11 protein-coding genes are annotated in these 13,573 nt (G+C 62.3%); 2 read left to right on the top strand and 9 right to left on the bottom strand.

Translation table 11 applies throughout. The features are described 5' to 3' along the window. Nucleotides 1-20 precede the first annotated feature (20 nt). Nucleotides 21-1,403 carry an NfeD family protein gene (locus LDZ23_RS16620; RefSeq protein WP_372492556.1) on the bottom strand — a complete coding sequence of 461 codons (1,383 nt, stop codon included), beginning with the start codon at nt 1,401-1,403 and terminating at the stop codon, nt 21-23. A gap of 76 nt (nt 1,404-1,479) precedes the next feature. Then, a complete protein-coding gene (locus tag LDZ23_RS16615; RefSeq protein WP_008353704.1) occupies nt 1,480-1,962 on the bottom strand; it encodes a hypothetical protein in 483 nt (160 codons plus the stop codon). 124 nt (nt 1,963-2,086) lie between these two features. On the opposite strand from LDZ23_RS16615, the gene LDZ23_RS16610 reads away from it, so the two are divergent. Together LDZ23_RS16610 and LDZ23_RS16605 are read left to right on the top strand one after the other, a co-directional pair. Continuing rightward, nucleotides 2,087-2,506: a secondary thiamine-phosphate synthase enzyme YjbQ gene (locus tag LDZ23_RS16610; protein ID WP_008353705.1), complete on the top strand. Its 420-nt coding sequence runs from the start codon at nt 2,087-2,089 to the stop codon at nt 2,504-2,506. 81 nt (nt 2,507-2,587) lie between these two features. Then, the gene (locus tag LDZ23_RS16605; protein WP_051079088.1) at nt 2,588-3,829 is read left to right on the top strand and encodes an aspartate carbamoyltransferase; all 1,242 of its coding nucleotides are present in this window, start codon (nt 2,588-2,590) and stop codon (nt 3,827-3,829) included. A 593-nt stretch (nt 3,830-4,422) separates the two neighbouring features. Here the strand turns inward: LDZ23_RS16605 and LDZ23_RS16600 are convergent. The 7 genes from LDZ23_RS16600 to LDZ23_RS16570 form a co-directional block, all read right to left on the bottom strand. Next, nucleotides 4,423-4,698, bottom strand: a complete 276-nt coding sequence (locus tag LDZ23_RS16600) for a BrnT family toxin (protein WP_034471857.1) — start codon at nt 4,696-4,698, stop codon at nt 4,423-4,425. 109 nt (nt 4,699-4,807) lie between these two features. Further along, nucleotides 4,808-5,572, bottom strand: coding sequence for a CDP-diacylglycerol diphosphatase (locus tag LDZ23_RS16595; RefSeq protein ID WP_235366335.1), 765 nt, complete (start codon nt 5,570-5,572; stop codon nt 4,808-4,810). Nucleotides 5,573-5,701: 129 nt separating this feature from the next. Beyond that, nucleotides 5,702-7,165, bottom strand: a complete 1,464-nt coding sequence (gene hydA / locus LDZ23_RS16590; protein ID WP_008353714.1) for a dihydropyrimidinase — start codon at nt 7,163-7,165, stop codon at nt 5,702-5,704. A 785-nt stretch (nt 7,166-7,950) separates the two neighbouring features. Then, on the bottom strand, nt 7,951-9,438 hold the full coding sequence (locus LDZ23_RS16585; RefSeq protein WP_008353715.1) for an NCS1 family nucleobase:cation symporter-1: 1,488 nt from the start codon (nt 9,436-9,438) through the stop codon (nt 7,951-7,953). Between the two features lie 73 nt (nt 9,439-9,511). Beyond that, nucleotides 9,512-10,798, bottom strand: coding sequence for an NAD-dependent dihydropyrimidine dehydrogenase subunit PreA (gene preA / locus LDZ23_RS16580; protein WP_008353716.1), 1,287 nt, complete (start codon nt 10,796-10,798; stop codon nt 9,512-9,514). Between the two features lie 21 nt (nt 10,799-10,819). Then, nucleotides 10,820-12,154, bottom strand: coding sequence for an NAD(P)-dependent oxidoreductase (locus LDZ23_RS16575; RefSeq protein ID WP_008353717.1), 1,335 nt, complete (start codon nt 12,152-12,154; stop codon nt 10,820-10,822). 87 nt (nt 12,155-12,241) lie between these two features. Continuing rightward, the gene (locus LDZ23_RS16570) at nt 12,242-13,522 is read right to left on the bottom strand and encodes a Zn-dependent hydrolase (protein ID WP_008353719.1); all 1,281 of its coding nucleotides are present in this window, start codon (nt 13,520-13,522) and stop codon (nt 12,242-12,244) included. Nucleotides 13,523-13,573 lie beyond the last annotated feature (51 nt).

Here is a 13,573-nt window from a genome sequence, read left to right as displayed (position 1 = left end):
AAGCCTCGTTGTCGATGTGTTCAGGAATGGCCCGCCTCGCGTTCGCCTTCGAGCGGCTCGACGGTCAGCGTAAGACCGTGGCGCGACATCACCCGCACGCGCGCGCCTTCTTGCGGCAACGCTCGCGGCGCGTCCGCCTGCACGCGCCAGCGTTCGCCCTGCACGCGCGCCCAGCCGCTGCCGGATTCGTGCGCCAGCATCACGCCGATGGTGCCGAGCATCGCTTCCCCGCCGCTCACGACGGGCCGCTTGCGCGCTTTCAACGCGACGCCCGACACGGTGAACACGAAGAGCGCCGTGAAGAGCGCGAGCCCGGCAACGAGCCCGACGGGAATGCCGAAGCCGGGAACGTCGGTATCGATCAGCATGAGCGCGCCGATCGCGAACGCGATGATTCCGCCGATGCCGAGCGAGCCGAATGTCGGCAGAAACATTTCCGCGACGAGAAAGCCCATGCCGAGCACGATCAATCCGAGTCCGACGAAACTGATCGGCAATAGTTGCAAAGCGAACAATCCGACGAGCAGGCAGATCGCGCCCGCGACGCCCGGCAGCACCATGCCCGGATTCGCGAACTCGAAGAAGAGGCCGTACATGCCGATCATCATCAGGATGAGCGCGACGCTCGGGTCGGTGATCGTCGCGAGAAAGCGGCTGCGCCAGTCGGGTTGCAGCACGACGAGCGGCGCCTGTTTCGTCGCGAGAACGCGATCGCCGCTCGCGGTTTTGACATGACGGCCGTCGAGTTTCGCGAGCAGGTCGGGAACGTCGTTGGCGGTCACGTCGATGACCTTCTGCTCCAGCGCTTCCGTCGCCGATAACGCGACCGCCTCGCGCACCGCGCGCTCGGCCCATTGCACGTTGCGTCCGCGCAATTGCGCGAGGCCGCGGATGTAGGCGGCGGCGTCCTGCATCTGCTTGCGCGTTTCGGTCGATTGCGCGTCTGCGTTCGACGCCGCCTTGCCCTCGCGCTCCGATCCGCCGATGCCAAGCTGCACCGGCGACGCCGCGCCCAGATTCGTGCCGGGCGCCATCGCGGCGATATGGCTCGCGTACGTGATGTACGTGCCCGCGCTCGCAGCGCGCGCCCCGCTCGGCGCGATGAACGCGGCCACCGGCACCGGCGACGCGAGCATCGCCTGAATGATCGAGCGCATCGAGAGATCGAGGCCGCCGGGCGTGTCGAGTTCGAGCACGACGAGTTGCGCGTGCTCGTCTGCGGCGCGGGCGAGCGAGCGCACGACGTAATCCGCGCTCGCCGGCCCGATCGCGCCCTTCAGCGGAATCACGACGACGGGCGCCGCCACGGCGGCTACGGCGCTCATCGGCACGAGGGCGAACGCCATCAGCAGCAGCGCGTGGCGCACGCGTCTGCACAGCCAGTCAGCGAAGTTCGTTTTCATCGGCGAAAGCCGGACGCGCATATGCGCGGCGGTTCCTCGTGTTTGGTCTCTCTTTTAGCTTAGGTCAATTGCGAGATCACGGCCGGCGCGTCGTTCGGTCGATGACCTTTTCGACATCGGCCGTTTCGCCGAGCTCTTTCACGAAGCGCGCCGTGTCGAAGTCGCCCGACACGCAGCCGTCGAGATAGATGAAGCGGCGCTGCAACGTGAGCCACAAACTCGTTTTCTCGCGCCACTGCAGCGAGGCGTTGAGCGAATTCAGGCGCCGCGTCACGCTTTCGGCGATTTCCTTGTCGTAGTCGTAGCTGTTGGCGAGCCGGCAGCGCCCCGCGATCCAGCAGCTATTGCCGCGTTCGATGCGGTAATGCGCTTCGTCGAGCCATTCCTGATGCGTTTCGACCGGGCCGCGCGGAGCGGCGCAATCGGCGATGGCGCTCGAAACGTGCAGAAACGGATCGTTGCCGCGGTTCTCGCGCCTTTCTTCGGAGTGTGTCCCGTACGGGGCCGCGGCGAGCACAGCCGCCAGCGCGAGCGTTCCGTAAGCCGCGTTTCGTGTCATCGTGCGCGCCTTTCGTGGAGCCATCGTCCAGACAGCATAGTTCATCGCGTCGAATCGAACGCCACGCGGGAAGCCGGTAAACTCACGATGTGGCGCACCGCCCATTCCTCGCACCGAGACCGACATGAAACAGGCACTCCACCATCTGACGGTCGCGACAGGCTCGCGCGGCCTGCACGAAGTCACCCGCGACGTCGATCACTGGATCGACCTTCAGGACATCCGCACTGGCTTGCTCACGCTGTTTTGCCGGCATACGTCGGCATCGTTGCTGATTCAGGAGAACGCCGACCCCGACGTGCGCGTGGATCTCGAACGCTATTTCGAGTCGGTCGCGCCGGAAGCGCCCGGCCGCTACGTGCACGACACCGAAGGCCCCGACGACATGCCCGCGCATCTGCGCACCGCGCTGACCACGGTGCAGCTTTCGATTCCCGTCGAGGCTGGCCGGATGGTGCTCGGCACTTGGCAGGGCATCTACGTGTTCGAGCACCGGACGGCGCAGCATCAGCGCGAACTCGTCTTGCATCTGATCGGTGAGTGACCTAATATACGCACCGCGTATATTTCGGGAGCGGTGACGGTGACTCAGGAACTTCAGCAGCAGACGATTCTTCGCGATGCGATGCGGCGTCTGAACATGACGCGCGACGCGTTCGCATCGCGCATCGGCGTGTCGCGGCGTGCGTTGGACACATGGTTGCTGCCGGACGAATCGCCGGAGTCGCGCGCGATGCCGGAGATCGCCGCGCGCTATGTCGGCGAGATTCTCGGCGGTTTGCCGGAAGGTGGCCCATATACGCAAAGCGCACATTTGACCATCGACTTCGAAGGCCGGCCGCAATTGCTTTCGATCGACCAGTTTTCGCGCGACTCGGCTGAAGCGCTGTTCCGCACGGCCGACATGATGCAGCCCATCGCGCGGCGCAAAAAAATCACGCGCGTGCTCGAAGGCGCGGTGCTTGCAAATCTGTTCTTCGAGGCCAGCACGCGCACGCGCGTGAGTTTCGGCGCGGCGTTCGCGCGCCTCGGCGGCTCCGTGTGCGACACGACCGGCTTCACCTTTTCGTCGATGGCGAAAGGCGAGTCGATCTACGACACGAGCCGCGTCATCAGCGGATACGCCGACGCGATTGTCGTGCGGCATCCGGAGCAAGGCTCCGTCGCGGAATTCGCGCGCGCGACGAACATTCCCGTCATCAATGCCGGCGACGGCCCCGGCGAGCATCCGAGTCAGGCGCTGCTCGATCTGTATACGATCCAGCGCGAGTTTTCGCGTCTCGGCAAGATCGTCGATGGCGCGCATATCGCGATGGTCGGCGATCTCAAGTACGGCCGCACCGTGCATTCGCTCGCCAAGCTGCTCTCGCTTTACAAAGGACTGAAATTTACGCTCGTGTCGCCGGGTTCGCTGGAGATGCCGGCGCATATCATCGAGCGCATCGCGCGCGGCGATCATGTGATCGAACAAACGAGCGACTTGCGCGCGGGACTCGCGGGCGCCGACGTGGTCTACGCGACGCGCATCCAGAAAGAGCGTTTCGCCGATGAGTCCATCGAAGGCTATACGCCGGATTTCCAGATCAACCAGGCGCTCGTCGACGATGTATGCGGACGCGACACGCTCATCATGCATCCGCTGCCGCGCGACAGCCGCCCCGGTGCGAACGATCTCGCCACCGACCTGAATCACGACTCGCGCCTCGCGATCTTCCGTCAGACCGACAACGGCATTGCGGTTCGCATGGCGATTTTCGCGGTGCTGCTCGGCGTCGAGCATCAGGTGCGTCACTCGATGCGCGATGCGGCATGGAAGTCGCCTGCTTCCATCGGTCCGGACGATGCGGTCTTTCATGGCTTCGATTGATACGTTTTTTACACGCGGCGCACATGTCTTTGCGTGACGTTGACGCGAGCCGCCGTATCCTTCTACACAAGGGAAACGTGATGGAGCAACGGCCATGGATATGTCGCTTGCGTGGGCGGTCAGCCGTCGAAAATTGCAGGATGATGGGTTAGGTGCATGTCAACGTGTGCGGGTTCTGGCGCTTGCGCATTTCGCGGATAGCGAAGCGTCGCGGGAACGCATACGCGCGTTGTTTCATTCGCCGCTTGGCATCTACGTGAGTCAGGCGCAGCGTGAAGGTTGCGAACTGCGGCTCGAATTCGATACTGCTAGCGAAGACCTTGCGTTCACCTTGCGAACGTTGAAGCGCGTGTTGCCGGAAGCGCGTGTCGAAGGGATTGCGCCGCGTGTGTTTGCGCATCGGATGAACACGCGCGACGCGGGGTGAGGGTCATGCGGCCGGAAGCTCGCCAGACATCGACTGCCGACGATGATAAGCGGCGGATGATTCCAGTCGCTCAAACTCTTCGTAGGACAGATTCCACGTATCCGGATCGAGTTCGATGCCGCGCTGAATCGCCGCCTCTTCCTCGGGCGTAGGAAGGATGAATCCTTTATACGTTTGTTGCATACCGATTTATCTCTCTTCTGTTGGCGCGGCGCAAACTGATGATGCGCCGCGTTTCGCTTCTCTGCGTGAACACTACGCAAAACATGAAGCCTCGAATGGGCGCGAAATTGACTTCGCGTACCTCTCCATAGTCGCGACGACCATCAACCTTCGGCGCGACATCGTCCCACGCAATCTCCCTCGCAAGCTCCAGCGACACACCATGCTGAAGCCGATTGATCGCGTCCTTCAACGGGTCAAACGTGATGTCGAAGTGCATTCATTGTGGTTCCCAGAAGTAGAAGTGACAAGGCGCGAAAGTTCTGATTTGCGGATTGCGATTCATCCGAACTCCGAACGATTTGCGTCACTTCATTCTTCTGAAAACCTCACGGCTTTTCTATAGACCGATTGGCCAACGAGCACGTATGATCCTGCAGCTCTTCGGATGACGCCCAGTTGCCTGGCTGAACGTGATCGTTGAGAAGAAAGAACGCATGCACGCCATCGCCACGCACGGCGCCGACGAGCAGCAGCGTCTGTTCGCCCATGGTCTGGCCGCGGCTTGCGGCATAGGGCGCGACGAGCTTGAAGGGATCCGTATGCGCGAGATCAGCATCATCGATACGCATCGCGCTGTACACATGGCCGCGCAATCTCACCGGCAGCGGCTTCCACGCCGTGCCGATGCCCGGTCCCAGTTCGCGCAGCGTCTGGGCGACATCCGACGCGAGACAGTCGATATGAATGTGCAATTGATTCTGCGTGCGCCCGCTTGCCGAGTTGATCGCGAGCGAAATTTCGTCGCGCGGCAGCGTCCGGCGCAACGCGCGAAAGACATAGCCGCGCGCATTCCATGCGTCGCGAAAGTAATTCGGCGCGTGGGGCTCGAGCAGTTCGGGACTTTCGATGCCGCTCACGCGCGCGGTCGGAATCAGCAGATACTGCGCGGCGCCGACGATATCCTTCAGCACCGCATAGCCGCCCGCCAGATTCACGTCCGCGCATTTCTGCCGGACCTGCGCGCCCTCGGCGGCGGGCTCGCAGTAGTCGTGGACGATTTCCCACAGCGCGTTGGGATTTGCCGCGCACGCGAGCGGCAGACAGAGCAAACCTGGCGCGGCGAGGCGGCGTAGCTTCTTTGTGATTTTCATCGGCATGATCGGGCGGCGCAAAAAATCGATAGCCTGCCGGATTATGCTTGCAGGCGCGTGACCACGCCGCGAAACGTGACAAAACTCCGCGTCGAATGCAACGCGGAGCTTCGTCGACCGATGCGCAAATCAAGCCGATTCAGCGCGATTCACCGGATGCGGTTCCTTCAGCTTGTTGGCGACGCGCGCCGCCTCGAAGTACGACGCGTTCGGCGGACGCTTCAGATACTGTCCCGCGCCGCGTTCCGCGCGCAGATCGCCGCCGGTCCACGCGAGCGCGCCGCGCGTGAGCGTGTGCGTCGCGACGCCCTGCACTTGCATGCCTTCGAAGACGTTGAAATCGACCTTTTGATGATGCGCCTTTACGGAGATCGTGCGGGTCGCGTTCGGATCCCATACGACGAGATCTGCGTCCGCGCCTATCTGCACCGCCCCCTTTCGCGGATAGAGATTGAAGATTTGCGCCGCGTTCGTCGATGTCACGCGCACGAATTCGTTCGGCGTGAGACGTCCCATGTTGACGCCGTGATGCCACAGCACCGACATGCGATCTTCCACGCCGCCGCAACCGTTGGGGATCTTCGTGAAGTCCTCGCGGCCCATCGCCTTCTGCGATGCGCAGAACACGCAATGATCCGTCGCCGTCGTATGAAGCTGTCCCGATTGCAGCCCGCGCCACAATGCTTCGCGGTGCTCGCTCGTGCGAAACGGCGGGCTCATCACGTGCGCGGCGGCGCGCGTCCAGTCGGGATCGCGATACACCGATTCATCGATCACCAGATGGCCCGGCAACACTTCACCGAACACGCGCAGTCCTTCGTTGCGCGCCTTGGCGATGACATCGACTGCATCTTTCGCCGACACATGCACGATATAGAGCGGCACGCCGAGCACTTGCGCGATGCGGATCGCGCGATTGGCCGCCTCGCCTTCCACTTCGGGCGGACGCGACAACGGATGCGCCTCCGGTCCCCTGAAGCCTTTCGCAAGTAGTTGCTTCTGCAACTGAAAGACGAGCTCGCCGTTTTCCGCGTGCACGGTCGGCAGCGCGCCGAGTTCAAGGGAGCGCGTGAAGCTGTTCACGAGCACTTCGTCGTCGGCCATGATTGCGTTTTTGTAGGCCATGAAGTGCTTGAAGCTCGACACACCGTGTTCGTGAACGAGCAGGCCCATGTCGCGATGCACCGACTCGTCCCACCACGTCACCGCGACGTGAAAGCCGTAGTCCGCCGATGCTTTCTCAGCCCAGCCGCGCCATTCTTTGAACGCATCCATGAGTGGTTGCTTCGGGCTCGGAATCACGAAGTCGATGATGCTCGTCGTGCCGCCTGACAATCCCGCTGCGGTGCCGGTATAGAAATCGTCGCTCGCGGTGGTGCCCATGAAGGGCAGTTCCATGTGCGTGTGCGGATCGATGCCGCCCGGCATGACGTACTGACCGCCGGCGTCTACAGTGTGCGTATCGGACGGTGCCTCTATGTCGAGGCCTATCGCCAGGATCGTGCCACCGGCTTGCGGGTCTGCGCAGAGAACATCGGCGCGGTAGGTGCGGTCAGCGTCGATGATGGTGCCGCCGCGGATCAATGTTGGCATTGAAGTGTCCCTCCGGGGGGTTGTCGTTGCGTTGCGTTGCGTTGCGTTGCGTTGCGTTGCGTTGCGTTGCGTTGCTTGTTCGCTTCCGCTCTCGTGAAATCCTTTGTTCGTGTCGGTCTATTAGCACTGCCCCTGTGCGGGGCGGCACTCACTTTCTTTGCTGCTGCAAAGAAAGTAAGCAAAGAAAGCAGCTCCCGATACGCCCGCGGTCACACGCAATTTGGGTAGTCCTCTCGTCCATCGTGGGCTGCCTAAAGAGTGCCCTCATAGGCCCCATCGGGCTTGGCTCGCGCACGGTCCGTCTCATCGCACCACACACCAAACCGGTTCAGCACCAAATAGCTCCAGCCCGCTTCGCGGCCGAACGGCCAATCGGGTCCGCGAGTGCTTCTTTACTTCCCCTTCCCTCTGACCACGCCGCGTGTTCCTCACGTTGGTTTCCCTTGCAGACCCGGCGGCAGCGCGTAGCGCTGTGCCGAAGCTGTTTCGTGCTGATCCAGCGCCCTTGGAAAACTAGCTTGTCAGACCGTGCGCGATCCAAGCCCGGTTAGTCCTTCGATGGCACTCTTTAGGCGAGTGCCATCTGCGACGAGAGGACTACCCAAATTGCGTGTGACCGCGGGCCTTAACGAGCTGCTTTCTTTGGTTACTTTCTTTGCAGCAGCAAAGAAAGTGACTGCCGCCCCGCACAGGGGCAACGCTCATAGACCACAAAGAAAACGGGATCCGGCGAAGCAAAAGCAAAAGCAAAAGCAAAAGCGAAAGCGAAAGCGAAAGCAAAAAACTCAAGCACTCAAAACCCTGGCCCGCGCGCCACCGCGCAACTTCATCCACGATCCATACACAACGGCAGCCAGCACGAGACCAACGAACCACGCATACGTATAGAGCGTATTGAAAAACGCGGGCACGTTAGGAAAGGAACCCGGAAACGCAGTGTGCAAAAAACCCGGCAGATTCGGCAGCACGCCGACCAAAAGCGCCACCACCGCCGCCACATTCCATCCGCCGCTATACGAATACTCACCGTCTTCATCGAAGAGTTCGCGCTGATCGAGCCGCGTGCCGCGAACCAAAAAGTAATCGACCATCAGAATGCCCGCGACCGGACCGAGCAGCGCCGAATAGCCCACGAGCCACGTGAAGATGTAACCCTGCGTAGTCGCGAGAATCTTCCAAGGCATCATGACGATGGCTATCGTCGCCGTAATCATGCCGCCCGCGCGATACGAAATCCCCTTCGGCCAAAGGCTCGAAAAATCGTAAGCCGGTCCAACAAGATTGGCCGCCAGATTGCAGCACATCGTATCGAGCGTGAGGATGATCAGTGCCACGCCTACACCGATGCCCGTCATGCGGCTCGTGAGATCGATCGGATCCCAGATCGCCTTGCCGTAGATCACGACCGTCGCCGACGTGACGACAACCGAGATCACCGAGAGCAGCGCCATCGGCACAGGCAGGCCGATCGATTGCCCGATCACCTGATCGCGTTGCGTGCGCGCGAAGCGCGTGAAGTCGGGAATGTTCAGCGCGAGCGTCGCCCAGAAGCCGACCATCGCCGTGAGCCCCGGCCAGAACGTGGCCCAGAAAAGCCCCTCCTTCTTGCCGCCCGCGACGAACTGCGACGGCGCCGAAAGCATGGAACCGATGCCGCCCGCCTTGCTCGTCGCCCACCACACGAGCGCGATGCACATCACAACCTTGATCGGCGCAGACCAGCTTTCGAGCCAGCGAATCGAATCGGTGCCGTGCCAGATGAAGTAGAGCTGCAAGGCCCAGAACACGAGAAAGCACGCAAGTTGTCCGAGCGAGATATCGATGAGCGGCAGCGCCGCGCCATGCAATGCGTTTCCCGTCAGGATATTCAAGAGCGTATAGATGGCGCTGCCGCCCAGCCACGTCTGAATGCCGTACCAACCGCACGCGACGATCGCACGCAGCAGCGCCGGCAACTTCGCGCCTTGCGTGCCGAACGACGAGCGCACGAGTACCGCATACGGAATGCCGTGCTTCGCGCCCGCATGGCCGATCAGCAACATCGGCACGAGCACGATCATGTTGCCGAGCAGAACCGTCAACACCGCCTGCCACGGCGACATGCCCTGGTCCGTGAGACCCGCGGCCAGCATGTATGACGCAATGTTCATCACCATGCCGACCCACAACGCCGCGAAGTGATACCACTTCCACGTGCGCTGTGCGGGGCCGGTCGGTGCGAGGTCATCGTTATACAAGCTGCTCGTCTCGACGTCATGCGCTGTCTGATTCATCGGATGCACTCCGGTTGAGTGTGCGGTTGATCATGGGGATTCAACGACGACGAGCGCTACGTTATGTCTATGTTCATGCCGCTTTCGCGGGTTCTTCCGCATCGATGCGCGCGGGATTGTTCGGATGCGTGGTCCAGTTCGCATATTCGCCCGCATCGACGCGTTCCATCGTGATGCACTGCTCGACAGGACAAACGTGCATGCACAGATTGCAGCCGACGCATTCCGAATCGACCACTTCGAAATGACGCTTGCCGTCCTTCTCCTTCAGGATCGCCTGATGCGATGTGTCCTCGCAAGCGATATGACACAGCCCGCACTGGATGCACTTGTCCTGATCGATGCGCGCCTTGATGTCGTACTTGAGATTGAGATGCTTCCAGTCCGTGACGTTCGGCACGGCGCGCCCGCGAATGTCATCGAGCGTTGCGTAGCCTTTCTCGTCCATCCAGTTCGAGAGGCCATCGGCGAGATCGGACACGATGCGAAAGCCGTAGTGCATCGCGGCCGTGCACACCTGCACGCTGCCCGCGCCAAGCACCATGAATTCCGCCGCATCGCGCCACGATGAAATGCCGCCGATGCCGGAGATAGGCAGATTCGGCGTCTGCGGATCGCGCGCGATTTCGGCGACCATGTTCAGCGCGATCGGCTTCACGGCGGGACCACAATAGCCGCCGTGCGTGCCCTTGCCGTCGACGGTCGGCATCGGCGCCATCTGATCGAGATCGACCGCAACGATCGAGTTGATCGTGTTGATGAGCGACACGCCATCGGCGCCGCCTTTGAACGCGGCGCGCGAACCCATGCGAATATCGCTGATGTTCGGCGTGAGCTTCACGAGGCACGGCAGCTTCGTGCCTTCCTTCACCCAGCGCGTCACCATCTCGACGTATTCAGGCACTTGTCCGACGGCCGCGCCCATGCCGCGTTCGCTCATGCCATGCGGACAACCGAAGTTCAGTTCCACCGCATCTGCGCCCGTGTCTTCCACTTGCGTGAGAATCCACTTCCAGTCCTTCTCGTTGCACGGAACCATCAACGAGACGATAAGCGCGCGGTCGGGCCAGTCGCGCTTCACCTGTTCGATCTCGCGCAAGTTCACGTCGAGCGGTCTGTCCGTAATCAGTTCGATGTTATTCAGTCCTGCGATTCTTTGTCCGTTCCATTGCACCGCGCCGTAACGCGAACTCACGTTCACGACGTGCGGATCAAGCCCGAGCGTCTTCCACACGACGCCGCCCCAGCCCGCTTCGAAAGCGCGGTTGACGTTGTAGGCTTTGTCGGTCGGCGGCGCAGACGCGAGCCAGAAAGGATTCGGCGACGTGATGCCGGCGATGTTGCAAGTCAGATCAGCCATGTTCGTGGTTCTCCTTTTGGCTCAGGCGGCTTTGATCGCAGTCAGTTCGAACGACGCGTCGATGGACGCGGCCGCCAGCTTGCCGTCCTGTACGGCCTGCACGGTGAGATCGAGTCCTTCATGGGTCGCGCAATCGCCGCCGGCCCAGACTTTCGCGAGCGTCGTCTGACGGTTCTCGTCGGTGACGATGCGCCCGCCATCGAGCGTCAATAACTCGCGATCGATTCCGACGGGAACAAGCGTTTGCCCGATCGCCTTCAGCACCATGTCCGCTTCGATCACGAAGCGCTCGCCGCCGCGTTCGAACTCGACGCCCGTCACCTGCCCGTTATCGCCGACCAATCGCACCGGATTCGCGTGCGTGACGATGCTCACGCCGTTCGTCTGCGCGAACTCACGTTCGGCCCACGTCGCGCTCATGTTCTCGACGCCCCGTCGATACGCCATCGTCACGTTCGTCGCGCCAAGTTTGCGGCTTTGAACGCACGCATCGACCGCCGTGTTGCCGCCGCCGATCACGACGACGCGCCGCCCGACCGGCACGCTCGCGAGATCATCGGCCTCGCGCACTTGCTCGATGAAATCGACCGCGTTCATCACGCCTTCGAGCGCTTCGCCTTCGAGCGCCAGCTCGCGCACGCCAGCAAGGCCGAACGCGATGAACACTGCGTCGTATTGCTTGCGCAACCCGTCGAGCGTGAAGTCGCGGCCGAGCGACTGACCTATGTTGATCTCGATACCGCCGATCGAATACAGCCATTCGATTTCGCGCTGCGCATAATCCTCGACGGTCTTGTACGCAGCAATGCCGTATTCGTTGAGTCCGCCTGGCTTCTCGCGCGCATCGAAGATCACCGCGCGATGCCCCGCAAGCGCAAGCCGATACGCACACGCGAGTCCCGCCGGTCCCGCACCGACGATCGCAATGCGGCGCCCCGATTCCGGCGCGCGTTCGAATAACGCGACGCCTCTGGCCATCGCCCAATCGGTCGCATGACGCTGCAACGCGCCGATCTTCACCGGCTCGTCGCCCTGATGGTTGCGTACGCAACTACCCTCGCAAAGAATCTCCGTCGGGCACACGCGCGCGCACATTCCGCCGAGCGGATTGGCCGACAGGATATCGACGGCCGCGCCCTTCAGATTGCCGTTGCCGATCTTGCGGATGAAGCCTGGAATGTCGATGCTCGTCGGACATGCCTGGACGCACGGCGCGTCGTAGCAGTAGTGGCAGCGGCTCGCGGCGGCAGCGGCGGCGGTGGCGTCGAGGAGCGGCGCGACATCCGCGAATTCGCATGCGAGCTGTTCCTGCGTGAGGCGATGGCTCGCGATATCGCCGGTCGATTTCATGGTCATGCGCGTTCCTTGTGAGGACGTACGAGTGCCCGCCGTCCGCGTTCGATCGACGCGGACAGTGCTGAACGTAACAACAGAAAACGTCGCTTATGAAGCCGGTTCCGACGCGCGCTCCAGCATTGCGTGCAGCAGCACGTTCGCGCCTGCCTCGATCCATTCCTGCGTCGCGTCTTCGATCTCGTTGTGGCTGATGCCATCGACGCACGGCACGAACACCATCGACGTCGGCGCGACCTGCGCGAGATAGCACGCATCGTGGCCCGCGCCCGACACCATGTCGCGATGCGAATAGCCGAAGCGCTGCGCCGCCGCCCGCACGGAAGCGACGCACGCGGCGTCGAACTTGACGGGCTCGTAGTAGAAGATCTGTTCGAGCGCGGTCTCCAGACCGATCTCGCCCGCGATGCGTGCCACGCCCTCGCGCAACGCGGCATCCATGCGCGCGAGCACGGCATCGTCGGGATGACGGAAATCGACGGTGAAGAACACGCGGCCCGGAATCACGTTGCGCGAGTTCGGATGCACTTGCATCATGCCGACCGTCGCGCACCCGAGCGGCGCGTTGTCGAGGCCGATGCGGTTCACGAGATCGACCACGCGCGATGCGCCGAGGAGCGCATCCTTGCGGCGCGGCATCGGGGTCGGGCCTGCGTGGGCTTCCTGGCCCGTCAGCGTGATCTCGTACCAGCGCTGACCTTGCGCATCGGTGACGACGCCGATCGTCTTGTCTTCGGCCTCGAGTATCGGCCCTTGCTCGATATGCAGCTCGAACGCCGCGTGCAGCTTGCGGCCGCCGCACGGCACATCGCCCGCATAACCGATGCGCTCGAGTTCTTCGCCGATCGTCTTGCCATCGACGTCCTTGCGCGACAGACCGTAATCGAGCGAGAACACGCCCGCGAACACGCCCGACGCAACCATCGCGGGTGCGAAGCGCGAGCCTTCCTCGTTGGTCCAGATGACGACTTCGATCGGATGCTCGGTTTCGATGCCGCGATCGTTGAGCGAGCGGATCACTTCGAGTCCGCCAAGCACGCCGTAGATGCCGTCGAAGCGCCCGCCCGTAGGCTGTGAATCCGCGTGCGAGCCAGTAACCACCGGCAGCGCGTCGAGATTGCGTCCTGCGCGGCGCATGAACACGTTGCCCATCTGATCGACGCTCACCGTGCAGCCCGCTGCCTTCGCCCAGCTCACGATGAGATCGCGCCCTTCGCGATCGAGATCGGTCAGCGCGAGACGGCAGACACCGCCCTTCGGGGTCGCGCCGATTTTGGCCATCGTCATCAGGCTGTCCCATAGACGCTGACCGTTCACCTTGATGGACGTATCGAGACCAGCTTCTCTGATTGCATCCGTTACGACGTTCATTCGCCTCGCTCCTTACGATCGGACTTCGTATGTGAGTGACTTCGTTTCGTG

Origin of the sequence: Caballeronia zhejiangensis (genome assembly GCF_022879815.1) — a bacterium.
In the GTDB taxonomy this organism is placed as follows: domain Bacteria; phylum Pseudomonadota; class Gammaproteobacteria; order Burkholderiales; family Burkholderiaceae; genus Caballeronia; species Caballeronia zhejiangensis.
This window is presented reverse-complemented; position numbering and strand designations above follow the sequence as displayed.